Raw genomic sequence first — 24324 nt, forward strand, 5'->3', positions numbered from 1 at the left:
TCTGGCACCCTATATGTCTAGAAGAAGGTTTCAAAGCGAAACGGGGACTGCCCACCATGCCCAAGCAGGTCATGATAGTCGAAGACAACGAGCTGAACATGAAGCTCTTTCGTGACCTGATCGAGGCGTCTGGCTATACGACGATCCAGACGCGCAATGGCATGGAAGCGCTGGATCTTGCCCGCAAGCATCGCCCCGACCTCATTCTCATGGATATTCAGCTGCCGGAGGTTTCCGGGCTGGAGGTGACGAAATGGCTGAAGGAGGATGACGAGCTGCACGTCATTCCGGTCATTGCGGTAACCGCCTTCGCCATGAAGGGGGATGAGGAGCGCATTCGTCAGGGCGGATGCGAGGCCTATGTGTCCAAGCCGATCTCCGTTCCGAAATTCATCGAAATCATCAAGACCTATCTAGGCGATGCGTAAGGCGGTTGGGGAACTGTTATGACGGCGAGAGTTCTGGTTGTTGACGACATACCCGCAAACGTAAAGCTTCTCGAAGCCCGGCTTGTCGCGGAATATTTCGACGTCGTAACCGCCGAGGATGGTTTCAAGGCGCTTGGTATCTGCGACCAGGAACAGGTCGATATCATCCTGCTCGACATCATGATGCCTGGCATGGACGGTTTCGAGGTCTGCGAACGGCTGAAGGCCAATCCGAAAACGGCGCATATTCCTGTTGTCATGGTCACCGCACTCGATCAGCCCTCAGACCGCGTGCGCGGCCTGAAAGCCGGCGCCGATGATTTTCTGACCAAGCCCGTTAACGACCTTCAATTGATCGCCCGTGTTAAAAGCCTCGTGCGCCTCAAGGCCGTCAGTGACGAATTGCGGCTGCGGGCCGAGACCGCGCGCGAGATCGGCATCGAGGAGATGCTGCGCAGCGATGGCCTCATGCAGACGCCTGGCCGCGTTCTGGTGGCGGATGGCCGCGCCAGCTCGCAGGAACGTATCGTCAGGGCGCTGAAGCCGGTTGCCGAGGTTGATGCCGTCACGGAGCCTCAGGCGACCCTGTTGAAGGCCGCGAGCAACCCCTTCGAGCTTGTCATCGTCAATTCCAATTTTGAGGATTACGATCCGCTGAGACTGTGTTCGCAGCTTCGTTCGCTGGAGCGTACCCGGTTCCTGCCGTTGCTTCTGGTAGCGGAACAGGGGGCGGACGACATGGTGGCGCGGGCGCTCGATCTTGGCGTGAACGATTATATTCTCCGCCCGATCGATCCCAACGAACTTGTCGCCCGGTCTCTGACGCAGATCCGGCGCAAGCGCTATAACGAGCATCTGCGGCTCAATCTCCAGCACACGATGGAGCTTGCTATCGTCGACGGGCTGACTGGTCTTAACAATCGCCGTTATCTCGACAATCATCTGAAAATACTTTTCGACCGCGCCGCCGTGCGTGGCCGCCCGATTTCCATTTGCATGACCGATATCGACCGCTTCAAGCTGGTCAACGATACCTATGGCCACGATGTCGGCGATGAGGTTCTGCGCGAGTTTGCAGCCCGCATCCGCAGCACGGTGCGCGGCGCCGATCTTGCCTGCCGTTATGGCGGGGAGGAATTCGTGGTTGTGATGCCCGACACGCCGATGGAGCTTGCCACAAGCGTTGCCGAACGCCTGCGGGCAATCATCGAGGACAAGCCGTTTCACGTTCGTTCCATCGACCGCGAGTTGAGTATCACGGCTTCGCTCGGCATCGCCACCAGCAGCGGAGCATTCGGCGCGCCGGACGAGCTTCTGAAGCAGGCCGACAGGGCGCTCTACGAGGCGAAACACACAGGACGCAACCGCGTCGTGGCGGCCGCCGCCTAAAGGCGCAGACCCATGACGCTGACAATCCGTGCCGCCTTTTGAGACTTTCGACGTTTACCGTTATCGATAGCCGCCCAAAGACCTGACAGCAAACTGTAGCAAGCGCGAAGTCCCTGACCTTGCCAGTATTTCATCTTCTTGCAATGAGGGGGTGAAGTCTAACAGGGTTAATAGAGTTCAAGTTGAAAAATACGTTGAATTCAATCGCTCACGGAACTATAGTGTGCCAGCGTTGTATATTTAACCATGTTTTCCAGGTGATGTATCTCTGGCTTAAGAATTTGTTGATTTTTATTTTACTTCTGCGCACACTCCCAATCGAGAATAACAGTTCTTCCGGCGGTTTTTCCGTCAAGTGATGAAGAAACGATGGCGGTTTACACCGCTGATGTTTCGGTCGTCAGGGGCTGGTATTGCGTAGTTTGAATGCCCCATGATGCTCAGGTCCGCCGCATCTCCTGGATCGTGGGGTCGGTCGGCTGACGATGTCCGAATCGGTTCCTCGTGCCGTGATCACATCGTTGGCCGACCGCCTTATCTCCGAAAATATTCTGCGCTTGTGCTGCCGCTTATAGCGCAGCACATCCGGCTGCGCGCGCAGGCAGCGCGCTGTCGCAGCGGTTGGCGCATTTGGCCGATGAGGCGCTGATTAGGAGAGGCGCTGGTTAGGCGAGACGGTGATAAAGAGCTTTCCCGCCGTGCCGATAGCGCCGACTGGGTTCCAAACTCAAGAACCGCAACTAGTAAGGTTGCGATTCGTTGGCCCGTGGCGGGCCTTGCGAGGGCGCTGGCGCAAAGAATGCCGTTGGCGGCATCCTTTCCATACAAACAAAAAACGCGCCCGTTGGGCGCGCTTTTGCCGGAGAACCCGATCAAGAATTACTTGATCTTGGTTTCCTTAAATTCAACGTGCTTGCGTACAACCGGGTCATACTTCGTCTTCGTCATCTTGTCCGTGAACGTACGGCTGTTCTTGGTGGTGACGTAGAAGGTACCGGTGTCGGCTGTCGACAGCAGCTTGATCTTGATTGTTGTAGCTTTCGCCATGGTCGTCCTGCCTTTAAACAAAAGAGAAGCCGCAGGCGCTTCTCACCTCGGCTAAATCTGGCGCGAAACTACGTATCGCGCCTGAAAAGTCAAGTCTGTTTTGCCCTGAAAACAAAACGGAAGGCATAAAGCACCACGTAAAGCCCGAAAAACACGGCAAGCGCCCAGGCGAAACCATCGGTACCCGCAACATCCATGGAAATGCCGACGGCCTGTGGTCCGGCTATAGTGCCCATGGCATAGCAGAAGATGAAGGCGGCGTTGGCGGCCACCAGATCGGCCCCTTTAAGACGCGATCCCAGATGGGTGAGGCCGACGGTATACATGCCGGATACGAGGCCGCCCCAGAACAGCAGCAGGGCCGCGACGAGAATCCATCTATCCACCAGCAAGGGCAGCGCCAGCGTGCCGCAAACGCCCGCAAAGGCCATCAGCGCCAGCATTGTGCGCCGGTCCTTCATTCGGTCCGAAAGCAGGCCGATCGGTATCTGGAAGACCATGTTGCCGATGCCCATTACGGTCAGCAGAAGTGCCGCCTGCGATTCGTTGAAGCCTTCGCGGGTCGCATAGATGGGAAAGAGCGACAGACCGCCCGCTTGCACGGCGCCGAACACGAAGGCCGCCGCAGAAGCCATCGGCACGAGCCATATATAACGGGCGAAATGGTGGTTCGGCCTTTCGCTCAGCTCCGGGCTTTCGCCGCGCGCAAGGAAGATCGGGATCGCGGCAAGCAGGATGATTGCTGCCCCGACCAGAAACGGCAGGATGCCATCGCTGCCGACCACGGAAAACAATAACGGGCCAACCGCAAACCCAACCGCAAGTCCGGTGGCGTAGATGCCGAGAACCATGCCGCGTTTTTTCGGCGGTGCGGTCATGTTGATCCAGTATTCGGAGAGGATGAACAGCGTGGTGGTTGCGCCATGAAAGACGATTCGCAGCGGAAACCACATCCAGAAGGCGTCGGCGAAATAGAAACAGAGCGCACTCAGAGCCGACACGACAACGGCAAATAGCATCGTTCGCGCCACGCCGAAATCATGGGCGATCTTGGTGGTCACCGGCGCTGCCATCATCGCCGCAACGCCGGCCATTGCCGAATTTACCCCGATCATGGTGGAGGAGATGCCGCGCTTCTCAAGGATGATCGACAGGAGCGGCAGGCCCAGGCCGATGGCGACACCGACCGCACTGATGGCGGAGATGGCGGCGATCAGTGAGGGCCAGTGAATGGCGTCCGCTTCGCATTTCATTTGTGACATGACGGCCTTTATACAAAGTCTCGAATGAATCGGCCGTGGCGCGTGACATAGAGCCGCGCGGGGCTTTCAAAGGGCAGTGACGGATCACCTATCATGAGTTTTGTGACATCTTCGAGAACCGTGCGTGTGATTTTCGGCATGTTCAGACTGGAAAGCGCTGTCATGTCAAGCCATTGCACATTGTGCAGCTCATCTGAATCCCTGATTAGCCGGGTATCCAGCCGCAACTCGTCGGCGTAACAGCAAAAGAATCGCGTGTCGTAACGCCTGATATTGCCGGGCGGGGTGATTGCGCGCGCCACATATCGAAAACGCGAAAGATCCGGACCATCAGCGTCCATGCCCATATCGACGCCGGTTTCCTCCACGAGCTCGCGCGCGGCGGCAAGCGCCAGCGCCCGTGCCCCGGCAGCGCTCAGGCGGCGCGCGGCAGATGAGGTGAGGCTGCGCAGCACGGCGGGGTGCAGATCGCCGGAGAAGGGCAGGGCGTGGTCGCGTGGATCGCGTTTGCCACCGGGAAACACGTAAGCGCCGGGCATGAATATGTGCGCATTACTGCGCCGGCCCATCAGCACGCGAACAGCAGGGCCGGAACGATCAAACAGGATGATTGAGGCGGCATCGCGCGGCCGCAACGGGCCGCTCGCCGCCTTGGTGCTCGAGGGAAGCTCGGACACGTTCAAATTCCCGTCCGCCGTCAGTGGGAGGAGCCGTCTATCTGCACTTTTGGCTGTTTTCCGTCGAAGCCGTGCATTCTAAGTGCCCATTGCAGGCCGATGACGCCACCCTTGATCGGTTGCAGCGTCAGAAGCGCGGCCAAAATGGTGATAGGCACCCAGATGGCGAAGTGTACCCACATGGGAACGGAAAGCACGAGATCGGTCATCATGAAGCCGCCAACGGCGATATGGCCGATGATGACGATGGAAATATATGGCGGCAGGTCGTCGGAGCGGTGATGATGCATTTCCTCGCCGCAGGCCGCGCAATTGTCCACCGGCTTCAGGAAGGCCCGAAACAGGCGACCGCTGCCACAGGCCGGGCAGCGATTGGCCATGCCGCGCATGATCGAGCGGCCAAGCGGACGCTCCGCGCTTCCATCTCCGAAGGTAACCGTTTCCGAGCCCTGATTTGCACTCATCCTGAAGTCCTTCTCCCGTTTGTCTTAACCGCTTGACGCGGTCTTGTTACCGACGTCCTCTCGGCGGCCTTGTTCCCGGCTTGGCGGAAGGACGTGATGTCCGCCGGCCTGCCTTGTGGAACGACCGCGAGCCGACCGGCATCTTGCGCCCCGGGCTCAGCATTTCAAACCGCAGCGCACCAGCCAAGGGTACCGCTTCTGCAAGCCGCACCTGAACCGTATCGCCGAGTTGATAACCGAGACCCGTCTTTTCCCCCGTCAGAGCCTGATGGGCTTCGTCGTAGAGGAAATAGTCGGTTCCAAGTGTAGATATAGGAACAAACCCGTCGGCGCCAAACTGCGGCAGCGCGACAAATAGTCCCGCCTTGGTGACACCCGCGACGCGGCCATCGAACTCCTCACCGACGCGCTCGGAAAGATGGTGCGCGATCAGCCGGTTGATGGTGTCGCGCTCTGCGGCCATGGCGCGGCGCTCGAAGGTCGAGATTTCGGCGGCGATATCGTCCAGCGTCGCCTCTTCCTGCGGGGTGATGCCGCCTTCGCCGAGGCCTAGCGATCCGACCAGCGCCCGATGCACGATCAGGTCGGCATAACGGCGGATCGGTGAGGTGAAATGCGCGTACTTCATCAGGTTGAGGCCGAAATGGCCGATATTTTCCGGGCTGTAGATCGCCTGGCTCTGGCTGCGCAGCACCATCTCGTTGACCATGATCTGGTGCGGCGTGTCGAGTGCGCGCGCCAGAATACCGTTGAAGGAATTGGCGCGCATCGCGACACCCTTGGCCATGGAAATGCCGATGGTGCCGAGGAATTCGCGCAGCACTTCCTGCTTGGTAAGTGTGGGGGCGTCATGCACGCGGTAGACCAGCCGCTGCTTTTTCTTTTCCAGGGTCTCTGCGGCGGCGACGTTCGCCTGGATCATCATTTCCTCGATCAGCTTGTGCGCATCGAGGCGTTCGGGAATGACGACCTTGTCCACCGTGCCGTCGGGCCTGAGCTGGATCTTGCGCTCCGGCATGTCGAGTTCCAGCGGCTGGCGGCGATCGCGGCCGCGCTTCATCACGGCATAGGCGTGCCACAGCGGCTTCAGGATCGGCTCCAGCAGCGTGCCGGTCTTGTCGTCCGGGCGGCCGTCGATTGCGGCCTGCGCCTGCTGGTAGGAGAGCTTGGCGGCACTCTTCATCATGATGCGATGGAAAGTGTGGCTCGCCTTGCGGCCTTCCTTCGAGAACGTCATCCGCACAGCAAGGGCAGGGCGGTCGACGCCTTCCTTCAGCGAGCAGAGGTCGTTGGAGATGCGTTCCGGCAGCATCGGCACGACACGATCAGGGAAATAGACGGAGTTACCACGCTTCAGCGCCTCGCGGTCGAGCGGTGCGCCTGATCGCACATACCAGGACACGTCGGCGATAGCGACGGTGACGATCACTCCATCGGGATTGTCGGGCGAGGGGTCGAGTTCGGCATAGACCGCGTCGTCATGGTCCTTGGCGTCGGCCGGATCGATCGTGATCAGCGGCAGGTCGCGCCAGTCTTCGCGGTGAGACATGGTCGCGGGTTTTGCGGCATCCGCCTCGGCCAGAACATTCGGCGGGAAGATGTGCGGAATACCGTGGGCATGGATCGCGATCATCGAGATCGCCTTTTCCGAGGCGACTGAGCCGACGACCGAAAGAACCTTTGCGCGCGTCAGGCCGTAACGACCGCTGTTGCGCGAGGTTTCCACCTCGATCAGGTCGCCGTCCTTGGCATCGCCCACACCCTCGGGGTCGATGACCATTTCCTCGCCGCGCCGGTCGATCGGCATCAGGCGTCCGCCGCCGCCTTCCGTTTCCTTGAACACGCCAAGCAGTGCGTTCTGACGACGGTCGATCAGCTTGACGACGCGGGCCGTGTAGGCCGGGCCGACGCTGTCCTTGGACGGGAATATTTTTGCCAGAATGCGATCGCCGAGACCGGCGGCAGGGGCTTTCTTACTGCGATCCTGCGAAGACTGGCGGATGAGCACGGCGGGGGCCGCGCCCTGATCTTCAGGCCATTCGGCAGGCCGGCCGATCAATTCGCCGTCCTTGTCGCGGGTGGTGATGTCGAGAACCGTCACCGGCGGCAGGCCACCCGGTCGCGTCAGCGTCTTGCGGCTCTTCTGCACCATGCCATCGGTTTCAAGCTCCTTTAGCAGTGCCTTGAGCACAACGCGGTCGTCGCCTTTCAGCCCAAAAGCCTTGGCGATTTCGCGCTTGGAGGCCTGCTGCGGATGCTCGGCGATGAATTTCAGCAGCACTTCGCGGGAAGGCACCTCGCCATGGATGATGCCTTCACCTTCATTTGCCCGCTTGCCGCGCCCGGTACGTCCGAAGCCGTCGCTGGCGGAACCCTGTCTCTGACGCGGCGCCTTGCTCACGATTCTGCCTTCTTGGGTTTGGCTGCGGCCTTCGGCTTGGCAGCCGTCTTGCTTTTCGTTGCGGCCTTGGCTTTTGTCGCCTTCGGCTTTGCGGCTGTGTCGCCATCGGCCTTCTTGGCAGCAGTTTTCTTGGCCTTGGCGGGCTTGCCGCCGGTTCCTGTCTTGGCGATACGCTCGGCAATCAGCACCAGCGATTCGTCAAGCGTCACGGAGGTCGGATCCTGCCCCTTTGGAATGGTGGCGTTAACTTTGCCCCAGTTGACGTAAGCGCCGTAACGCCCGTCGCGGACGGTGATCGGGCCGCCATCGGGGTGATCACCCAGTTCCTTCAGCGCCGCGGGCGTGCCGTTGCGGCCGCGCCCCGGTCCCTTGCTCTGCTTCTCGGCAATAACGGTAACGGCACGGTTGAGGCCGATCGAGAACACATCTTCGATGCTTTCGAGGTTCGCATAGGAACCGTCATGCAACAGGAAGGGTCCGTAGCGGCCAAGCCCGGCGGAAATCATCTTGCCGGTTTCGGGATGCTTGCCGATATCGCGCGGCAGGTTGATGAGCGCCAGCGCCTTTTCGTGGTCGATGTCCTCAGGCTTCCAGCCCTTGGGCAGCGAGGAGCGCTTGGCTTCCTTGCCATCGCCGCGCTGGATGTACGGGCCGAAACGGCCAGACCGAAGCGTCAACTCCTCGCCAGTCATCGGATCGGCACCCAGCGCTTTCGGCTCGTTAGACACGGAAGCTTCGGCTTCCGAGCCATCGGACGTGAGCTGGCGGGTAAAGTTGCACTCCGGATAATTGGAGCAACCGACGAAAGCGCCGTATTTGCCGAGCTTCAGCGAAAGGTTGCCGGTGCCGCAAACCTGACAGATGCGCGGATCGGAACCGTCCTCACGCTTGGGGAAGACCAGCGGGGCCAGAACTTCATTGAGCGCATCCAGCACGTTGGTAACGCGCAACTCCTTGGTATCTTCGATCTGCGCGAAGAAATCCTTCCAGAAATCGCGCAGCACCTGCTTCCAGTCCAGTTCACCCGCGGAAATGCGGTCGAGCTTTTCTTCCAGATCGGCGGTGAAGTCGTATTCGACATATTTGGCAAAGAAGCTTTCGAGGAAAGCCGTCACCAGCCGTCCGCGCGAATGGGGAATGAGCTTGCGCTTGTCGATGATGATATATTCGCGGTCGCTTAGCGTCTTCAGTGTCGCCGCATAGGTGGAAGGACGGCCGATGCCGAGTTCTTCCATCTTCTTGATGAGCGATGCTTCCGAATAACGCGGTGGCGGCTCGGTGAAGTGCTGGCTGGCGTTGATCTTCTGCTTGGCGAGGTTCTCGCGCGCATTGATCTGCGGCAGGCGGCCTTCATCGTCACCGTCGTCGCTCTGCTCGCCATCTTCTTTCTGGTCGGTATAGGCGGCAATGAAGCCGTCGAAGCGGATGACGGAACCGACGGCACGAAGCCCGGCCTTTTCACCGTCCTTGTCGGCAAGGATTTCCACGGTGGTACGTTCGATTTCGGCAGATGCCATCTGGCTCGCAATGCCGCGCTTCCAGATCAGGTCGTAAAGACGCAATTGGTCGGCATCGAGGTAACGCTTCACCTGATCCGGTGTGCGGTTAAAATCGGTCGGACGGATAGCTTCGTGCGCTTCCTGCGCGTTCTTTGCCTTGGTCGAGTAGAAGCGCGCCTTTTCGGGCACATAGCGGTCGCCGAACTGCTCGCCGATGGCGCGGCGTGCGGCATCGATCGCTTCCGGCGCCATCTGCACGCCGTCGGTACGCATATAGGTGATCAAACCAACGGTTTCGCCGCCGATGTCGATACCTTCATATAGCTTCTGGGCCACCTGCATGGTGCGCGAGGCCGAAAAGCCCATGCGCGAGGAGGCAGCCTGCTGCAGCGTCGAGGTGGTGAAGGGCGGCCCGGGATTGCGCTTGACGGGTTTCGCCTCGACCGTATCGACAATATAGGTCGCGCCTTCCAGGAGCGCCTTCAGGCGGTTGGCGTCATCTCCCGTCTTGATCGAACGGCCTTGCAGCTTCTTGCCATCGGCGGAAACCAGTTTCGCCTCGAACTCGTCACCGCGCGGTGTCTTCAGCAGCGCGCTGATGTTCCAGTATTCCTCGGAGACGAAACGCTCGATCTCGGCTTCGCGGTCGCAGACGAGACGCAGCGAAACGGACTGCACGCGGCCGGCGGAACGGGCGCCCGGCAGCTTGCGCCACAAAACCGGCGACAGGTTGAAACCGACGAGATAATCCAGCGCACGGCGGGCAAGATAGGCATCGACCAGCGGCACGTCGATGTCGCGCGGGTTCGCCATCGCGTCCAGTACCGCCTTTTTGGTGATGGCGTTGAAGACCACGCGCTTCACCGGCTTGTCGCCGAGAACACGCTTCTTCTTCAAGAGATCAAGCACATGCCAGGAAATCGCTTCACCCTCGCGATCCGGGTCGGTTGCGAGAAACAGGCCGTCGGAGGATTTCACCGCGTCGGCAATGTCCTTCATGCGCTTGGCGGATGCGCTATCGACCTCCCAGGACATTTCGAAGTCCTGGTCGGGCAGCACAGATCCGTCCTTGGCAGGAAGGTCCCGGACGTGGCCAAAGGATGCAAGAACCTTGTAGCCCGGACCAAGATACTTGTTGATCGTCTTGGCTTTGGCAGGAGATTCTACGACGACGACATTCATATTGTTTTTTCTCTGGAACTGGTCCGTTAACATAGCCGGATCACGGCATAATGCCGCAATTCGCCTTCTTTATAATTCGACATGGACAGGTAATGCGCGCGGGTCAAGAGGCAAGCCCGATTTTATCGCTCCAAGGCAATTGCAACCTATGGATAATCTGCCGTTGTATTGCAATCTTTGGTAAATTTGTTATAGTGACCAACATGATTTGAATTGACGTAATGATCTTTGTTTCAGGTTGAAATTCCAGGATAGATATATGGTCCCGAACGCAACAAACAATAATGCCGATAATGAAGGGACCAGAGAGAACTTGGCTTACATTCGCCAGATGCTCGCGGAACTGAGGCTCGTCGCCAATCGCGAGGGCGCCGACATGCTGTGCTATCTGATTGAAATGGCCTATGTGGAAGTCGGCGATATCCAGAGCGGGCGGCGTAAGCTTTCAATCCGCGAGGAGCGAAACCCGCCCCCCGGCGTGCCGGTTTAACCGCCCGGCAATATCGAGTTCCAGCAGCACCATGTGAACCGTGGCCGCGGAAAAACCCGTGTGGCGAATGATATCGTCCGTTTCGACGGGCGAGTGCCCGAGAGCGGCGGCAACGATGCTGCGCTCGTCATCTCCGGGCGGTGACATTTCCGCATCGGATCGTGGTTCCTCGACCTTGCGGTCATAGGGCAATCGCGGTTCCATCAGCGGTCGTAGCGCATCGAGAATATCGGCCGCCCCTGTGGTCAGCATCGCGCCTTCCTTGATCAGCCGGTTGGTGCCTTCGCAGCGCGCATCGAGTGGGGAGCCTGGCACGGCGAAAACCAGCCGTCCCGCTTCGCCGGCAAGCCGCGCCGTGATCAGCGAACCGGATCGTTCCGCCGCTTCCACTATGACGATGCCGAGCGAGACGCCTGATATCAGCCGGTTGCGGCGGGGGAAATCCCGCGCGCGTGGCTCCCAGCCGAAGGGCATTTCGCTGATCGTCGCGCCACCCTGTTCGTAGATGTCCTGCAAGAGCCCAAAATTTTCCTGAGGGTAGGGACGGTCGAGACCGCCCGCCAGCATGGCCACCGTGCCGGTTGCAAGGCTTGCCCGGTGCGCTGCCGCATCGATGCCGCGCGCCAGCCCGGAAGCGATCGTATAGCCCGCACGACCGCAATCGCGCGCCAGCATCGCGGCGAATTTCGCGCCGTTGATGGAGGCGTTGCGTGATCCGACGATGCCGACGCAAGGTCTTGTTGCGGTGGATGCTGATCCCTTCATGGCGATCAGTGGCGGCGCGCCGTCGAGCTGTCGCAGGGCAGGCGGGTAGTCCGGCTCACCGATGCCGACGAAGCGAGCGCCGAATCTTTCAGCCGTTTCGATTTCGCCTTCCGCTTCCGCCTGTGTGGCAATGCGCGGACTGCGCAATGAACCGCCGCGCCTTGAAAGCTCGGGCAGGGCAGAGAGCGCTTTTTCAGCGCTGCCAAAATGATTGATGAGTTCGCGGAAGGTGACGGGGCCGATATTGTCGCTGCGGATCAGCCGAAGCCATGCGACCCGCTGCCGCCCGGAAAGCTCTATGCCCTGCCGTGTCGTTTCCTCATGCGGCATGACTTATCCTTAAAGCTGGCCTTAGCCCTTTTGCCCGATCCTGCTTTCCGTGCCGGCCAGAAGCCGTGCGATGTTTTCCCGGTGTTTCCACCAGGAAATCACGCTCAGCAACGTTACCAGAAGCGCCGTCTTTTCAGGCCCGACTATCCAGAGGGCGACCGGGATCACAAGCATGGCAACCAGCGCCGACAGCGAGGAATACCGGGTGATGAACGCGGTTGCGAGCCAGATCAGCGCAAAAGCCAGCATCATCAGGGGGGCAGCGCCTAAAAGCACGCCGATATAGGTCGCCACGCCCTTGCCGCCCTTGAAACCGAGCCACACCGGAAACAGATGGCCGAGAAAGGCAAAGAAACCGGCAACCAGAGACGCCTCGTAACCCCAGAGCGCATTGGCGACGAGCACTGCGGCGGTGCCCTTCAGCGCATCGAGCAGCAATGTCGCTGCAGCGAGCTTCTTGTTGCCGGTGCGCAGCACATTGGTGGCGCCAATATTGCCGGAACCAATCTTGCGCACATCGCCCAGCCCCGCCATGCGGGTGAGAAGCAGGCCGAAGGGTATCGAGCCGAATAGATAGCCAATCAGCGCCGCAAGCGCGAGAAGGGCAGGCGCCGTCTGCCAGTCAGTCAAAGCACTCATTCAACGTTCCCTCTCGTCGCGCGCCTGCGTGATCCCATGTCCGTGATCTTATGCCAAGGAATGAACCGCTTTGCCAGCCACATAAGTGGCGACAGCGCGGCCGCTGAAACGGGCATCCTCAAACGGCGTATTCTTGGATTTCGACACCAGTTGATCTCTCGCAACCAGCCAAGGCTCGTCCAGGTCGATCAGCGTGATATCAGCCTTCGCGCCGGCTTTAAGCGTTCCCGCATCCAGTCCGAAGATTTTCGCCGGGCGGGTGGAAAGCGCATCGATCAGCCGCATCAGCGGAACTTCGCCGCTATGGTGAAGGCGAAGCGCCGCCGCCAGCATGGTTTCCAGCCCCACCGCACCGCTTGCCGCATCCGAAAAGGGCAGGCGCTTGGTGTCCACGTCCTGCGGGTCGTGCGAGGAAACGATGATGTCGATCGTGCCATCCTTCAGCGCCTCGACCATGGCCTTGCGGTCGTCTTCTGCGCGCAAGGGAGGTGAGAGCTTGAAGAAGGTACGGTATTCGCCGATATCGTTCTCGTTCAGCGTCAGATGGTTGATCGAGATGCCGCAGGTTGCCTTGACGCCCCGCTGCCGGGCAAGACGGATCGCTTCTGCCGATTCCGGCACGGAAATCTTGGCGGCGTGATAGATCGCTTGCGTCAGACCGGCAATGCGCAGGTCGCGCTCCAGCGGAATGATCTCGGCTTCCTTGGGGATTCCGGACAGACCGAGCCAGCTTGCGAAAAGCCCCTCGTTCATGTCGCCGCCGCCGATATATTTGTCGCGGGTCTCAAGTGCAATCACCGCACCCAATTCGCGCGCATAGGTCATGGCGCGGCGCAGCACCAGCGTGTCGGAAAGCGCCCTGCGGCCATTGGTGAAGGCAACCGCACCGGCTTCCTTCAGCATGCCGATCTCAGTCATTTCCTCGCCGTTGAGGCCCTTGGTCAGGGCTGCGGCGGGATGCACATTGACGAGCGCCTTGTCGCGTGCCGCCTTTTTCACATATTCTACCAGCGCAATGTCGTCGATAACGGGGTCGGTGTCCGGCATGACGATGATGCTGGTGACGCCGCCGGCCGCTGCCGCGCGCGATGCGGATTCGATGGTTTCACGGTGTTCGCCACCCGGCTCACCGACAAAGACGCGGGCATCCACCAGACCGGGAACGGCCAGCAGCCCCTTGCAGTCGCGAACCGTCGCACCCTCGGGCACACCCTGGTTGTGTGCCTGCCCGCCGGAGGCGAGTATCGTGCCATCGGCACCGATGACGATGCTGCCCACCTCGTCCAGATTGCGGGAGGGATCAACGATGCGAAGGTTTTTGAGAACGGTCACGGCACTCATACGCGCTCACCCTGATTTTGCGAGACAAGCAGGGTTTCCATGACAGCCATGCGCACGGCAACCCCCATTTCCACCTGGCTTTCGATGACGCTCTGCGGACCATCAGCCACTTCGGATGAGATTTCCACGCCACGGTTCATCGGGCCGGGATGCATGACCAGCGCATCTTCTTTCGCTGCCTTCAACTTTTCGGCATCGAGACCGTAATAGTGGAAATATTCGCGCACCGAAGGCACGAAGGAGCCGGACATGCGCTCGCGCTGCAGGCGCAGCATCATCACAACATCGGCGTTCTTCAGGCCTTCCTTCATGTCATGGAAGACCTCGACGCTCATGTCGCGGATACCGGAGGGAAGAAGCGTTGCGGGAGCCACGACGCGCACGCGCGCGCCCATCTGGTTGAGCAGGATGATGTTGGAGCGGGCAACGCGCGAATGCAGTACGTCGCCGCAGATCGCCACCGTTATTCCCGAAAGATCACCCTTGGCGCGGCGAATGGTCAGCGCGTCGAGAAGGGCCTGCGTCGGGTGTTCATGCTGGCCGTCGCCGGCATTGACCACAGAGCAGGCAACCTTCTGCGCGAGAAGGGCTGCGGCACCGGCCGAGGAGTGACGCACGATCAGCACATCGGGGCGCATGGCGTTCAGCGTCATCGCCGTGTCGATCAGCGTTTCGCCCTTCTTCACCGAGGAATTGCTGACCGACATGTTCATCACATCGGCGCCAAGCCGTTTTCCGGCAAGTTCGAAGGAGGATTGTGTCCGGGTCGAAGCTTCGAAGAACAGGTTGATCTGCGTGAGGCCCCGAAGCGTCGAGGTTTTTTTCTCGCGCTGACGGCTGATTTTCACCGCTTCGTCGGCCTTGTCGAGAAGCAGGGTTATATCCTGATGGGAAAGCCCCTTTATGCCGAGGAGATGGCGGTGGGGAAAATAGACCATGGAAATTGTCCTCCGGGTCGCAATAGTCAACGGGTCTATAAAGACAGGTGGCTTTGCGGGCAAGCATGCGATAAGCCGGGTTTTGGCATATACACGCAATAAAGCACGAATCCCGATAGAAGGATGCGAATGACAGGCATGAACCGGACAGAAGAATCGCTCGCCGAACTAAACCAGCCTAGCCTATGGTCCGGTATTAATGCCTATCGTTCCGATCCGCTGATCGTCGACCTCACATCCGGCCTGTCACGCAATCTGAGGGACGAGTTCGACCAGCTCGGCCGTTACGTCACCTCGCACGAAGCGCAGGAACTGGCGCGCATGGCCAATCAGGGCGTGCCGCAGCTGCACACGCATGGCCCGCGCGGCGAACGTCTCGATCAGGTTGAGTTCCATCCCGCATGGCACGCACTGATGCGCCGTTCCATGTCATCGGGTCTTCATTCCAGCGTCTGGGAAAATGCGGCTGAGACGCGCGGCAACGAACACAAGGCGCGCGCCACCAAATTTTATCTGACCGCGCAGCTCGAGGCCGGGCATCTCTGCCCGTTGACCATGACCAGCGCCTCCGTTGCCGCCATCATGACCTCGTCGCGTGTGCAGAAGGAATGGGTGCCGAAGATACTGTCGCGGAAATATGATTCCTCGCAGAAGCCGGCCTTGCAGAAAACCGCCGTCACCGTCGGCATGGGCATGACGGAAAAGCAGGGCGGCACGGATGTGCGCGCCAACCGCAGCACGGCGGAGCGGGTGGGCGAGGGCATCTATCGCCTGTCCGGCCACAAATGGTTCCTGTCCGCGCCGATGAGCGACGGTTTCGTCATGCTGGCGCAGATGGGCGACGGCATGGGCTGTTTCCTGGTGCCGCGTTATCTGGAAGACGGTTCCGCGAACGGCCTGCACTTCCAGCGCCTGAAGGACAAGCTCGGCAACCGCTCCAACGCCTCCGCCGAAGTCGAGTTCACCGATGCTTTCGGTTATCTTCTGGGTGAACCCGGCAGCGGTGTGCGCACCATTCTCGACATGGTGACGCTGACGCGGCTCGACTGCGCGCTGGCATCATCAGGCATGATGCGCGCTTCGCTCGCCGAAGCCGTGCATTTCGCACGCGGCCGTTCCGTCTTCGGCAAGACGCTGGTCAGCCAGCCGATCATGACGCGCGTTCTCGCCGATATGGCGCTGGATGTCGCAGCCGCGACGGCACTCTCCTTCCGGCTGGCATCGGCATTCGATGCCGCCCGCAACAATGCCGCCGAGGCGGCCTATGCGCGGGTGATGACGCCGATTGTGAAATACTGGTGCTGCAAGATCGCGCCGGCGTTGATCTACGAGGCGATGGAGTGCCTTGGCGGTAACGGATATGTGGAAGAACGGCCGATTGCCCGCCACTACCGCGAAGCGCCGGTCAATGCCATCTGGGAAGGCTCCGGCAACGTCATGGCGCTGGATGTGCTGCGTGTTCTTCAGCGCGGCAAGGATCTGTTCGATCTCGTTTTCCAGACGCTGGAGCGCGATCTCGGACCCGCCGGCAAAAAGACCACGGATGTGCTGCGCGCCGCAATCGCGCTTGCCGAACGCGATGAGGGTGCCGCCCGCCTGCTGGTGGAGCAATTCGCACTCGCTGCCGCTGCCGCCGAGCTTTGCCGGCTCGGCGCCGGCAAGATCGCAGACGCCTTCCTCGAAACCCGTCTGGCGGGTGGTTGGCGACATACTTACGGCATGCTCGATTCTCGCTTTGATCCGAATTATATAATCGATTTATTGTATCCGCCCGCGTCCTGACCGATAAAGGGTGGAAGGCTGTTGTTGCAGTCCCTGTGGGAGGGGTATCGGATTTGAGAAAAGGCGTTGGCGTGGGGCGTATTTCTGTCTTTCAGTCGTCGGGCGCGTGCGCGCGCATGGAGATGGAGGGCGATAGAAGATGCTGACCTTCCGCTCCGCCCGTCCTGAAGATGAAGAGGCGCTCTACGCCATCAGTCTTGCCACCGGCGATGCCGGGCGGGATGCCACCCCGCTTTATCGCGATGGCCGCATGGTGGGGCATATCTATTCCGTGCCTTATCTGCATCTGTGGCCCGATGCCGTTTTTGTGGCGGAAGACGAAGAGGGTGTCTGCGGTTACATCGCCGGCGCGCTCGATACCGCCTTGCATGATGAGCGGCTGGAGCGCGAGTGGTGGCCGCATCTGCGCGCCCTTTATCCCGACCCCGTTGGCGACCAGCAAACATGGGACGCCGATCAGCGCCGTGCACATTTCATCCACCACCCGCGCCACACGCCAACCTGGCTGACCGATCCGTTTCCGGCCCATATCCACCTGAACCTTCTGCCACGCACACAGGGCAAGGGCGGCGGCACGCGGCTTTTGTCGCGCTGGCTCGATATGGCGAGACAAAACAACGTCTATGGCATCCACCTCGGCGCCAGCGAGCGCAACCAGGCGGGTATTCGCTTTTGGGAAACCCGCGGCTTCAAACGTCTCGAAACCCACGACACACCAGGCACCGTGTGGTTTGGAATGGCGCTGGAGTGATTATTTGCGGGGTACGGGTCCTCGATCTTCATTCATCCACAGGAACCTTCTCCCCAGCCGCTGCGCTGCATTGTCCTCGTCTTCATGCTTTGTTAACCCGTTGGGTCAGGCCTTTTAAAAGACGGGTAGGGAAGTATGCTGGCGACCGCAGAGGTGATTTCAGCCGACAAGCCGGAAAAGCGCATCAAGGATCGCGCTGCGACCGAAAAGGCGATTTTTGAGGCGGCCCGGTCGCTTCTGGCCGAAGAGGGCTTTCAGGGTTTTGGCATCAATGCCGTTGCCCGCCGCGCCGGATGCGACAAGCAGCTGATCTACCGTTATTTCGGCGGTCTGGAAGGGTTGATCGAGGCGATCGGTGAGGATCTCGGATCCTGGGTAAAGGACCGTATTCCTGAAGATACCGGTGGCATGTTCCTGTTGACCTATGGCGATCTCATGGAAAAGCTGGCGCTTTATTTCATGGATGCGCTGCGCAGCGATCCTCTCGTCTGCAAGATCATTGCCTGGGAAGTGTCGGATGGCTCGCCGCAGGTCAGGCAGCTTGCCGAAGCCCGTGCCAAATCGCTCGGCAAATGGCTGGAGCGCATGCGCGGATCGCTGGCAGCACCCAAGGGCGTAGATACCGCAGCCGTCAATGCCGTGTTGTTCGCCGCCATCCAGCATCTCGTGATTTCCGCCGCCACCAGCGGCCAGTTCGCCGGCGTGCCGTTGAAGTCGGACAAGGACTGGGACAAGATTGCAACCGCCGTCAAAAGACTGGTGCGCGGCGTTTACGGCTGAGCGCGGCGTAACGAGCCGGGCGAGACGGTCGCCTTAACAAAATCGGCCGTTATTTGACGAAAAATCAACCATGTTTTCAGTGGTCCGGCAACCTTGCGGCATCGCATGCCGTTGGCTTCGTGAGGGGTGTTTTCCACAGCCGGACCGGCCACCGTTAACCATACCGACAGCTTTCATTTGCTTAGCCATGGTTACCGGTCCAGTGTGCATTAACAAAATGTTAACCATGCGCAATGACTGCGTATAAGGGAGCCGCAAGTGAGCCGCTGGACAGCTTTGGGCGTCATGATGACGTTTTTTGCTATGCTGCCGTTGGATATTGACGCGCCGGCGTTTAACCTTTGCCTGATGGCTCTGGTGCGCTGGGCGGTGCTTGCTGGCATTCCCGATACGATTTTCACGCGGGAGCAGACTGCATGAAGTGGTTTTTGATCCTCTGGGCCGGTCCCGTTGCATTGCTCGGCAGCTGGTACTGGCTATCCTATTACGACTTGAGCTTCGGCTTCTTCATGCTGACGCGCCAGACGCATGATCTAGTATTCCAGATTTACGGCAATATCCTCGGCCTGCCGCCGGAAAGCCTGCCGCCGCTGGTCGCGCGCGCCATAGCGGTCGACAGCCTGATCGTTTTTGCGATCCTTGCTTTCCGCAAGCGAAAACAGATTGCCAATTGGTGGCAGGGACGTCAGCCCGTTGCGCGGGCGAGTGCCGAAAGCCTGTCCAGCGCGCCCTGAAGAATGAAGCTTGCGGCTGCCGAATCGATGCGTTCGGCCCGTTTGGCGCGAGAGACGTCCATTTCCAGAAGCACACGTTCGGCGGCGACCGTTGAAAGCCGTTCATCCCAGAAAATGAAGGGCAGGGCGGTTTTTTCCCCCATGGTACGAACGAAGGCGCGTGTTGCCTGAGCGCGTGGTCCGGCCGATCCATCCATGTTTATGGGCAGGCCGATGATGAAAGCGGATACCTTTTCCTTTTCGGCAAAGGCCAGCAGCACCTCGGCATCCCGAGTGAATTTGACCCGTTTGATGACGGGGCGCGGCGTGGCGAAGCGCCGCGACAGGTCCGACATGGCAAGTCCGATGGTTTTCGTCCCAAGGTCGAGGCCCGCAATCGCCTGTGCCGGCTGAAGCGTTTCCGCGAGCTCCTCGATGGTAAGTATCGCCATGTCGTACGCTGTCCTTTATCTTTTGCGGACGAATTCTGTGCGCAGCACCAGACCCTTAACCGTCTCGTGCCTGCAATCGATTTCTTCCGGATTTCCGGTCAGGCGGATCGATTTGATGACAGTGCCCTGCTTGATGACCGTATTGGTGCCTTTGACCTTCAGATCCTTGATCAGCGTTACCTGGTCACCATCCGCAAGCACGTTGCCTGCCGCATCGCGCACTTCGTTCGCGCGCGAAGCTTCTGCGGCCAGCTCGGACGCAGGCCGCCATTCGCCGGTCGCCTCGTCATACACGTAATCGTCATTATCTGCGGCCATTGTCGCCTCTCTGAAATATCGGTAGTGCGGTTGTTCAAGCCGTCCTATGTCATAATATACGGGCAATACAAAGGAGAACTTCCCATGAAAATCACCTGGCTCGGCCATTCCGCCTTCCGCCTTGAAAACGGCAGCGCGAAGATCCTTATCGATCCGTTTTTCACCGGCAATCCCGGTTTTGCCGGACAGGATGCGAAAAGCGCGGCTGAAGGCATCACCCATATTCTCCTGACCCACGGCCACGGCGATCATGTGGGGGATACCGTCCAGCTTGCTCGCGAAACGGGCGCGACGGTGCTTGCCAATGCCGATCTCGCCGCCTGGCTTTCCACCAAGGGCGTGGCGAAGGTCGATATGGGTAATACCGGCGGCACGGTACATTTCGACGGTTTTTCCGTAACCTTCACCAATGCGCTGCATTCGTCCGCCCAGATCACCGAGGATGGCGTTTCCCATTCACTCGGCAACGCGAATGGACTGATGCTGCATTTCGAAGACGGTCCGGCCGTCTATCATATGGGCGATACGGATATTTTCTCCGACATGAAGCTCATCAACGAATTGCACCAGCCGGATATTGGTCTCGTGCCAATCGGCGACCGCTTCACCATGGGTGGTGCGGTGGCTGCACTCGCCTGCCAGCGCTTTTTCAAATTCGCCAACGTCATTCCCTGCCACTATGGTTCCTTCCCGATCGTTGACCAGACGCCGGAGAAGTTCGTGGCCGGCATGGAAGGCTCGGATGCGCGCGTCCACACGCCGAAGCCGGGCGAAATACTGTCCTTCTGACATTTTGCTGACGCATGTCGCTACAGCAAAACCGCTACACAGTTTTACGCGACATGCTTTCTACCGTTGCGAATGGCGGACATGGTGATTATAGCGGTTAGGAAAATTCTGACCGGAGTAGAACCATGTCCGTCGATCTCGCCACCGTAAAGCGCGTTGCGCGCCTTGCCCGTATCGCTGTTACTGAAGACGAAGCACAAAATATGCTTGGCCAGTTGAACGGCATACTCGGTTTCGTGGAGCAGCTTTCGGAATTGAATGTTGACGGCGTCGAGCCGATGACCTCCGTTACCCCCGTGGATATGAAAAAGCGTGCCGACGTCGTGACCGACGGCAACAAGGCGGAAGACATCGTCGCCAATGCGCCTGCGACCGACCGGGACTTCTTCATGGTTCCGAAAGTGGTCGAGTAATCCGACCGCCGTTTGCCGCCCGATTTTTTCAAGATTTCGAAAGCCGTTGCCGACCATGACCGACCTGACGAGCCTGACCATTGCCGAAGCCCGCGAAAAGCTGAAGGCGAAAGAGTTTTCCGCCCTCGAGCTGACCGACGCCTATATTGCCGCCATCGACGCCGCCAACGGCGCGCTGAACGCCTATGTTGCCTTGACGCCTGAAAAGGCGCGCGACATGGCGAAAGCCTCCGATGGCCGCATCGCCGCAGGCGCGGCGGGCGAGCTGGAAGGCGTTCCGCTCGGCGTGAAGGACCTTTTCGCCACCCGTGACGTGCACACGCAGGCGTGTTCGCATGTTCTCGATGGCTTCAAGCCGAAATACGAATCGACCGTCACCCAGAACCTCTGGGACCAGGGCGCCGTCATGCTCGGCAAGCTCAACATGGACGAGTTCGCCATGGGCTCGTCCAACGAAAGCTCCTGGTACGGTCCGGCCATCAACCCCTGGCGCGCCAACGGCTCAGAGCAGAAGCTGGTGCCCGGTGGTTCCTCCGGCGGTTCGGCCGCAGCCGTTGCCGCGCATCTGTGCGCCGGCGCCACGGCAACCGACACCGGCGGCTCCATCCGCCAGCCGGCGGCCTTTACCGGCACCGTCGGCATCAAGCCTACTTATGGCCGTTGCTCGCGTTACGGCATCGTTGCTTATGCTTCCTCGCTCGATCAGGCCGGCCCGATCGCACGTGACGTGCGCGACGCCGCTATCCTGTTGAAGACGATGGCGAGCGTTGACGCAAAGGATACGACCTCCGTCGACCTGCCGGTGCCGGATTACGAAAAGGCCATCGGCCAGTCGCTCAAGGGCCTGAAGATCGGTATCCCCAGGGAATATCGCGTCGATGGCATGCCGGAAGAAATCGAAAAGCTCTGGGCAAAGGGCGTCGAATGGCTGCGCGATGCCGGTGCCGAAGTGGTCGATATCTCGCTGCCGCACACCAAATACGCGCTTCCTGCCTATTACATCGTCGCGCCCGCGGAAGCTTCGTCCAACCTCGCTCGTTATGACGGCGTACGTTACGGCCTGCGCGTCGACGGCAAGGACATTGCCGACATGTACGAGAAGAGCCGTGCAGCCGGTTTCGGCAAGGAAGTGCAGCGCCGTATCATGGTCGGCACCTACGTGCTTTCAGCCGGTTATTACGACGCCTATTACCTGAAGGCGCAAAAGGTCCGCACGCTGATCAAGCGCGATTTCGAAAACGTCTTCCATGAGGGCGTCGACGCCATTCTGGCGCCGATTACACCGTCTTCCGCCTTCGCTGTCGGCGATGAGGAACTCGCTTCCGATCCCGTCAAGATGTACCTCCAGGACGTCTTCACCATCACGGTCAACATGGCCGGTCTTCCCGGCCTCTCGGTGCCTGCCGGCCTGGACGGCAAGGGCCTGCCGCTCGGCTTGCAGCTCATCGGCAAGCCTTTCGAAGAAGAGACGCTCTTCAAGACGGCGCATGCCATTGAGCAGGCTGCCGGCAAGTTCACGCCTGCCAAGTGGTGGTAAGCGGTCTCAAGCTTAGACAGATGAACAAAGCCGATCGCGATGCGGTCGGCTTTGTCGGTTTTGCCGCGTGGCGTGCCGGCGAAGCTTTCGACGCCTCATATCTCGATTCCCATGTCATCGAGCGGGTGAGGGGCGAATTCCAAAACTTCGCCAAGTCTCCGACCGGTGATGTCGTCGTTGCCGAAATGGACGGTGTCGTCGTCGGTTGGGGCGCTTGCGATGCCAAGCCTCATCATATTTGAGATCTGTGGGTGGACCCAACCTGGCAGGGCAAGGGGATTGGAAAAGCGCTGATTGTCCAATTTCTCGATAGGATGCGGGCCGAAGGCCTGCCGCTTGCCACCATCGACACTCATGCCAGGAACCGCGCCGCCCTCGGTCTTTACGAGCGTTGCGGTTTTCAGATCGTCTGGCGCGGCATGGAATATTCCGACATCATGAAAGTCGAACTTGAGAAAGTGAAGTTGGAGCAAAAGCTCTCTTCATAATTTGTTTCACCGTCGATGCCGCATGGCGAAATGCCGGGCGACAGCATTCCCGCCGCCCGGTCGGTTTATCGGTTGTCCAACTCACCCCTTACGAGCTCCAGCCCGCGCGTGGTGATGCGGTAGGGCTTGCCACCGGACGATGCGATGGCTCTTTTGCGTTTCAGTTTGCGGAAGGTGAGGAGATCGAGGCCGCTGAAAATCCAGCCGTCGCGCGTATAGAGCGCGAGTTTTTCGATTTTGTGATGGTCGTCTCGAACGAGTTCGATGCTGCCGCCCTGGGCGAGCAGGTGAAGAATGCGCTGTTCGGCGCGGGAAATGTCCATTGTCGGAAATCCGGTCGGCGTCTTCTAGACGCATGAAAACAAGTCCGGGTGCCGTTAAGGCATCCAGGTCGGTTTCATCATGGCCCGGCGCGCAAGAAACTTGCGGGCAGGGCCGTTACCGGGACTCCGATTGAGCGAACATAAAAGCTCCTTGTTTGCTCTTTTTGGTTAGCGGGGGAGACCTGCGCGGTCAAGTCCCACGGGCATCACCCGACCCGGCAGGCAGGGCGGTGTGGAAACCGCACTGGCCGAATCGCACCGCCGGTGCTTTACTTCGTTGGGCCATGGAGGGCGCGGCTTGATCGTCATTCGCAATGCGCAGGAGCAGGAAGCGGAGGTTCTGGCAGCCATCGGCCTCAGGGCGTGGCGACAGGCCACAACCGCGCTCGGCATTACCGCGACGCTTTACGATAACGCAGCCAGTGCCTTTTCCAATTTCACCCGCTCGTCCTGGCTTGCCATCCGCGTGGCCGAGTTCGGCGGCGCGGTTGCCGGATGGGCGGCACGGGAACATTTCAACGAGGCGATTTCCGATTTCTGGATCGATCCGGATTTTCAGCGCAGGGGTATAGGCAGCCTCCTGCTTGCGGATATCGAACGGCAGATATTGCAACGTGATTTCGAAACCATCCGGCTTGAAACCCATGCGCAGAACGAACCGGCGGTCGCCTTTTTCCGTCATCACGGTTACAGCGTCCACTGGCTCTCCGTCTCCTATGCGCCGAAGCTTGATCGCGACGTGCAATCCGTCGGCCTGCAAAAGCAGCTGGTCGAGGTCGAGAGCGGCCTTTATGGGCCGGGGTTCTGAGAGAGCGTCTGCAAGCCGGTTACAAGCCGTATCGGCCAGTCCGGCATGATGGCGAGGGACGCGACAAGGCCCACCTGTAAAATTACGATGGATATCAGGATGCTGCGGAAGGGTTCCTTGCGGGTTTTGTGCCGCAGCAGGCGTTGAGCCGAGACTGCGCCCATGCTGCCGCCAATAAAAGCAAGCAATAACAGAGTACTTTCCCGAATGCGCCAGCCACCGTTTCTCGCCGCCTCCTTGTCCCACCAATAGACAAGAAAGACGAAAAGATTGAAGGCGATATAGGTCATGAAGCAGAGAGCGATCATGGTCATGACG

26 protein-coding genes and 1 pseudogene are annotated in these 24324 nt (G+C 59.7%); 13 read left to right on the forward strand and 14 right to left on the reverse strand.

The annotated features are described in order from the left end of the window. Positions 1-56 precede the first annotated feature (56 nt). Together ACQZ5Y_RS21640 and ACQZ5Y_RS21645 are read left to right on the forward strand one after the other, a co-directional pair. Positions 57-428 carry a response regulator gene (locus ACQZ5Y_RS21640; RefSeq protein WP_003496409.1) on the forward strand — a complete coding sequence of 124 codons (372 nt, stop codon included), beginning with the start codon at positions 57-59 and terminating at the stop codon, positions 426-428. Between the two features lie 18 nt (positions 429-446). Further along, on the forward strand, positions 447-1817 hold the full coding sequence (locus ACQZ5Y_RS21645; protein ID WP_174049400.1) for a PleD family two-component system response regulator: 1371 nt from the start codon (positions 447-449) through the stop codon (positions 1815-1817). A gap of 879 nt (positions 1818-2696) precedes the next feature. On the opposite strand, the gene rpmG is transcribed toward ACQZ5Y_RS21645, so the two are convergent. The 6 genes from rpmG to topA all read right to left on the reverse strand — a co-directional run bounded on the left by rpmG (position 2697) and on the right by topA (position 10349). Further along, positions 2697-2864, reverse strand: a complete 168-nt coding sequence (rpmG, locus tag ACQZ5Y_RS21650; RefSeq protein ID WP_003496403.1) for a 50S ribosomal protein L33 — start codon at positions 2862-2864, stop codon at positions 2697-2699. 89 nt (positions 2865-2953) lie between these two features. Then, positions 2954-4117 carry an MFS transporter gene (locus ACQZ5Y_RS21655; protein WP_019565488.1) on the reverse strand — a complete coding sequence of 388 codons (1164 nt, stop codon included), beginning with the start codon at positions 4115-4117 and terminating at the stop codon, positions 2954-2956. Positions 4118-4134: 17 nt separating this feature from the next. Beyond that, complete coding sequence (locus ACQZ5Y_RS21660) at positions 4135-4803, reverse strand: NUDIX domain-containing protein (protein WP_174049401.1); 669 nt, start codon at positions 4801-4803, stop codon at positions 4135-4137. A 20-nt stretch (positions 4804-4823) separates the two neighbouring features. Further along, a complete protein-coding gene (locus tag ACQZ5Y_RS21665) occupies positions 4824-5267 on the reverse strand; it encodes a DUF983 domain-containing protein (RefSeq protein ID WP_003512717.1) in 444 nt (147 codons plus the stop codon). A 46-nt stretch (positions 5268-5313) separates the two neighbouring features. Further along, complete coding sequence (rnr, locus tag ACQZ5Y_RS21670; RefSeq protein ID WP_003512718.1) at positions 5314-7668, reverse strand: ribonuclease R; 2355 nt, start codon at positions 7666-7668, stop codon at positions 5314-5316. Further along, a complete protein-coding gene (gene topA / locus ACQZ5Y_RS21675; RefSeq protein ID WP_025593271.1) occupies positions 7665-10349 on the reverse strand; it encodes a type I DNA topoisomerase in 2685 nt (894 codons plus the stop codon). Before topA ends, rnr begins: the two co-directional genes overlap by 4 nt. A 259-nt stretch (positions 10350-10608) precedes the next feature. Here topA and ACQZ5Y_RS21680 point away from each other — a divergent pair, with 259 nt between their 5' ends. After that, a complete protein-coding gene (locus ACQZ5Y_RS21680; RefSeq protein ID WP_019565491.1) occupies positions 10609-10839 on the forward strand; it encodes a hypothetical protein in 231 nt (76 codons plus the stop codon). On the opposite strand, the gene dprA is transcribed toward ACQZ5Y_RS21680, so the two are convergent. Genes dprA through ACQZ5Y_RS21700 form a run of 4 tightly spaced genes read right to left on the reverse strand, consistent with a single transcriptional unit; the run spans position 10795 to position 14852 of the window. Then, on the reverse strand, positions 10795-11934 hold the full coding sequence (gene dprA / locus ACQZ5Y_RS21685; protein WP_174049402.1) for a DNA-processing protein DprA: 1140 nt from the start codon (positions 11932-11934) through the stop codon (positions 10795-10797). The two genes, ACQZ5Y_RS21680 and dprA, sit on opposite strands and share 45 nt — an antisense overlap. 21 nt (positions 11935-11955) lie before the next feature. Beyond that, entirely contained in the window at positions 11956-12573 is a 618-nt protein-coding gene (plsY, locus tag ACQZ5Y_RS21690; protein ID WP_003512722.1) for a glycerol-3-phosphate 1-O-acyltransferase PlsY, read from the reverse strand. Between the two features lie 48 nt (positions 12574-12621). Further along, positions 12622-13914 (reverse strand): dihydroorotase, encoded by a 1293-nt coding sequence (locus tag ACQZ5Y_RS21695; protein ID WP_065657978.1) that lies wholly within the window; start codon positions 13912-13914, stop codon positions 12622-12624. After that, positions 13911-14852 carry an aspartate carbamoyltransferase catalytic subunit gene (locus ACQZ5Y_RS21700; protein ID WP_003512724.1) on the reverse strand — a complete coding sequence of 314 codons (942 nt, stop codon included), beginning with the start codon at positions 14850-14852 and terminating at the stop codon, positions 13911-13913. Before ACQZ5Y_RS21700 ends, ACQZ5Y_RS21695 begins: the two co-directional genes overlap by 4 nt. Positions 14853-14981: 129 nt before the next feature. Here ACQZ5Y_RS21700 and ACQZ5Y_RS21705 point away from each other — a divergent pair, with 129 nt between their 5' ends. The 5 genes from ACQZ5Y_RS21705 to ACQZ5Y_RS21725 all read left to right on the forward strand — a co-directional run bounded on the left by ACQZ5Y_RS21705 (position 14982) and on the right by ACQZ5Y_RS21725 (position 18899). Then, complete coding sequence (locus ACQZ5Y_RS21705) at positions 14982-16634, forward strand: acyl-CoA dehydrogenase family protein (RefSeq protein WP_003512726.1); 1653 nt, start codon at positions 14982-14984, stop codon at positions 16632-16634. A 139-nt stretch (positions 16635-16773) separates the two neighbouring features. Continuing rightward, complete coding sequence (locus ACQZ5Y_RS21710; RefSeq protein WP_111799020.1) at positions 16774-17385, forward strand: GNAT family N-acetyltransferase; 612 nt, start codon at positions 16774-16776, stop codon at positions 17383-17385. A gap of 135 nt (positions 17386-17520) precedes the next feature. After that, positions 17521-18165, forward strand: a complete 645-nt coding sequence (locus ACQZ5Y_RS21715) for a TetR/AcrR family transcriptional regulator (protein WP_003512728.1) — start codon at positions 17521-17523, stop codon at positions 18163-18165. A gap of 258 nt (positions 18166-18423) precedes the next feature. After that, positions 18424-18585, forward strand: a complete 162-nt coding sequence (locus ACQZ5Y_RS21720) for a hypothetical protein (RefSeq protein WP_013635969.1) — start codon at positions 18424-18426, stop codon at positions 18583-18585. Next, positions 18582-18899, forward strand: a complete 318-nt coding sequence (locus tag ACQZ5Y_RS21725) for a DUF6105 family protein (protein ID WP_003512730.1) — start codon at positions 18582-18584, stop codon at positions 18897-18899. The genes ACQZ5Y_RS21720 and ACQZ5Y_RS21725 overlap by 4 nt, the downstream gene beginning before the upstream one ends. On the opposite strand, the gene ruvX is transcribed toward ACQZ5Y_RS21725, so the two are convergent. Beyond that, complete coding sequence (gene ruvX, locus ACQZ5Y_RS21730) at positions 18851-19330, reverse strand: Holliday junction resolvase RuvX (RefSeq protein WP_003512731.1); 480 nt, start codon at positions 19328-19330, stop codon at positions 18851-18853. The genes ACQZ5Y_RS21725 and ruvX overlap by 49 nt on opposite strands. A 15-nt stretch (positions 19331-19345) precedes the next feature. Continuing rightward, a complete protein-coding gene (locus tag ACQZ5Y_RS21735) occupies positions 19346-19648 on the reverse strand; it encodes an alkylphosphonate utilization protein (protein WP_025593281.1) in 303 nt (100 codons plus the stop codon). An 84-nt stretch (positions 19649-19732) separates the two neighbouring features. Between ACQZ5Y_RS21735 and ACQZ5Y_RS21740 the strand changes: the two genes are divergently transcribed. The 4 genes and pseudogenes from ACQZ5Y_RS21740 to ACQZ5Y_RS21755 all read left to right on the forward strand — a co-directional run bounded on the left by ACQZ5Y_RS21740 (position 19733) and on the right by ACQZ5Y_RS21755 (position 22875). Further along, positions 19733-20437 carry a metal-dependent hydrolase gene (locus ACQZ5Y_RS21740; RefSeq protein WP_003512733.1) on the forward strand — a complete coding sequence of 235 codons (705 nt, stop codon included), beginning with the start codon at positions 19733-19735 and terminating at the stop codon, positions 20435-20437. A 125-nt stretch (positions 20438-20562) separates the two neighbouring features. Continuing rightward, positions 20563-20850 (forward strand): Asp-tRNA(Asn)/Glu-tRNA(Gln) amidotransferase subunit GatC, encoded by a 288-nt coding sequence (gatC, locus tag ACQZ5Y_RS21745; protein WP_121556543.1) that lies wholly within the window; start codon positions 20563-20565, stop codon positions 20848-20850. Between the two features lie 55 nt (positions 20851-20905). Continuing rightward, positions 20906-22387, forward strand: coding sequence for an Asp-tRNA(Asn)/Glu-tRNA(Gln) amidotransferase subunit GatA (gatA, locus tag ACQZ5Y_RS21750; RefSeq protein ID WP_003512742.1), 1482 nt, complete (start codon positions 20906-20908; stop codon positions 22385-22387). Between the two features lie 20 nt (positions 22388-22407). Then, positions 22408-22875: pseudogene (locus tag ACQZ5Y_RS21755) on the forward strand (GNAT family N-acetyltransferase). 65 nt (positions 22876-22940) lie between these two features. On the opposite strand, the gene ACQZ5Y_RS21760 reads toward ACQZ5Y_RS21755, so the two are convergent. Beyond that, positions 22941-23198: a YjhX family toxin gene (locus ACQZ5Y_RS21760; protein ID WP_003512746.1), complete on the reverse strand. Its 258-nt coding sequence runs from the start codon at positions 23196-23198 to the stop codon at positions 22941-22943. A gap of 298 nt (positions 23199-23496) precedes the next feature. Here ACQZ5Y_RS21760 and ACQZ5Y_RS21765 point away from each other — a divergent pair, with 298 nt between their 5' ends. Next, positions 23497-24006: a GNAT family N-acetyltransferase gene (locus tag ACQZ5Y_RS21765; RefSeq protein WP_003512748.1), complete on the forward strand. Its 510-nt coding sequence runs from the start codon at positions 23497-23499 to the stop codon at positions 24004-24006. On the opposite strand, the gene ACQZ5Y_RS21770 is transcribed toward ACQZ5Y_RS21765, so the two are convergent. Next, complete coding sequence (locus ACQZ5Y_RS21770; RefSeq protein ID WP_173992534.1) at positions 23988-24320, reverse strand: DUF1294 domain-containing protein; 333 nt, start codon at positions 24318-24320, stop codon at positions 23988-23990. The two genes, ACQZ5Y_RS21765 and ACQZ5Y_RS21770, sit on opposite strands and share 19 nt — an antisense overlap. Positions 24321-24324: the final 4 nt, after the last annotated feature.

Source organism: Agrobacterium sp. A3-95, assembly GCF_053521785.1.

What these genes read in the sequence shown, in the direction of transcription:
- ACQZ5Y_RS21640 (WP_003496409.1), top strand. Translation starts at nt 57, where the DNA reads ATGCCCAAGCAGGTCATGATAGTCGAAGACAACGAGCTGAACATGAAG.
- ACQZ5Y_RS21645 (WP_174049400.1), top strand. Translation starts at nt 447, where the DNA reads ATGACGGCGAGAGTTCTGGTTGTTGACGACATACCCGCAAACGTAAAG.
- rpmG (WP_003496403.1), bottom strand. Translation starts at nt 2,864, where the DNA reads ATGGCGAAAGCTACAACAATCAAGATCAAGCTGCTGTCGACAGCCGAC.
- ACQZ5Y_RS21655 (WP_019565488.1), bottom strand. Translation starts at nt 4,117, where the DNA reads ATGAAATGCGAAGCGGACGCCATTCACTGGCCCTCACTGATCGCCGCC.
- ACQZ5Y_RS21665 (WP_003512717.1), bottom strand. Translation starts at nt 5,267, where the DNA reads ATGAGTGCAAATCAGGGCTCGGAAACGGTTACCTTCGGAGATGGAAGC.
- topA (WP_025593271.1), bottom strand. Translation starts at nt 10,349, where the DNA reads ATGAATGTCGTCGTCGTAGAATCTCCTGCCAAAGCCAAGACGATCAAC.
- ACQZ5Y_RS21680 (WP_019565491.1), top strand. Translation starts at nt 10,609, where the DNA reads ATGGTCCCGAACGCAACAAACAATAATGCCGATAATGAAGGGACCAGA.
- dprA (WP_174049402.1), bottom strand. Translation starts at nt 11,934, where the DNA reads ATGCCGCATGAGGAAACGACACGGCAGGGCATAGAGCTTTCCGGGCGG.
- plsY (WP_003512722.1), bottom strand. Translation starts at nt 12,573, where the DNA reads ATGAGTGCTTTGACTGACTGGCAGACGGCGCCTGCCCTTCTCGCGCTT.
- ACQZ5Y_RS21695 (WP_065657978.1), bottom strand. Translation starts at nt 13,914, where the DNA reads ATGAGTGCCGTGACCGTTCTCAAAAACCTTCGCATCGTTGATCCCTCC.
- ACQZ5Y_RS21700 (WP_003512724.1), bottom strand. Translation starts at nt 14,852, where the DNA reads ATGGTCTATTTTCCCCACCGCCATCTCCTCGGCATAAAGGGGCTTTCC.
- ACQZ5Y_RS21705 (WP_003512726.1), top strand. Translation starts at nt 14,982, where the DNA reads ATGACAGGCATGAACCGGACAGAAGAATCGCTCGCCGAACTAAACCAG.
- ACQZ5Y_RS21710 (WP_111799020.1), top strand. Translation starts at nt 16,774, where the DNA reads ATGCTGACCTTCCGCTCCGCCCGTCCTGAAGATGAAGAGGCGCTCTAC.
- ACQZ5Y_RS21715 (WP_003512728.1), top strand. Translation starts at nt 17,521, where the DNA reads ATGCTGGCGACCGCAGAGGTGATTTCAGCCGACAAGCCGGAAAAGCGC.
- ACQZ5Y_RS21725 (WP_003512730.1), top strand. Translation starts at nt 18,582, where the DNA reads ATGAAGTGGTTTTTGATCCTCTGGGCCGGTCCCGTTGCATTGCTCGGC.
- ruvX (WP_003512731.1), bottom strand. Translation starts at nt 19,330, where the DNA reads ATGGCGATACTTACCATCGAGGAGCTCGCGGAAACGCTTCAGCCGGCA.
- ACQZ5Y_RS21735 (WP_025593281.1), bottom strand. Translation starts at nt 19,648, where the DNA reads ATGGCCGCAGATAATGACGATTACGTGTATGACGAGGCGACCGGCGAA.
- ACQZ5Y_RS21740 (WP_003512733.1), top strand. Translation starts at nt 19,733, where the DNA reads ATGAAAATCACCTGGCTCGGCCATTCCGCCTTCCGCCTTGAAAACGGC.
- gatC (WP_121556543.1), top strand. Translation starts at nt 20,563, where the DNA reads ATGTCCGTCGATCTCGCCACCGTAAAGCGCGTTGCGCGCCTTGCCCGT.
- gatA (WP_003512742.1), top strand. Translation starts at nt 20,906, where the DNA reads ATGACCGACCTGACGAGCCTGACCATTGCCGAAGCCCGCGAAAAGCTG.
- ACQZ5Y_RS21760 (WP_003512746.1), bottom strand. Translation starts at nt 23,198, where the DNA reads ATGGACATTTCCCGCGCCGAACAGCGCATTCTTCACCTGCTCGCCCAG.
- ACQZ5Y_RS21770 (WP_173992534.1), bottom strand. Translation starts at nt 24,320, where the DNA reads ATGACCATGATCGCTCTCTGCTTCATGACCTATATCGCCTTCAATCTT.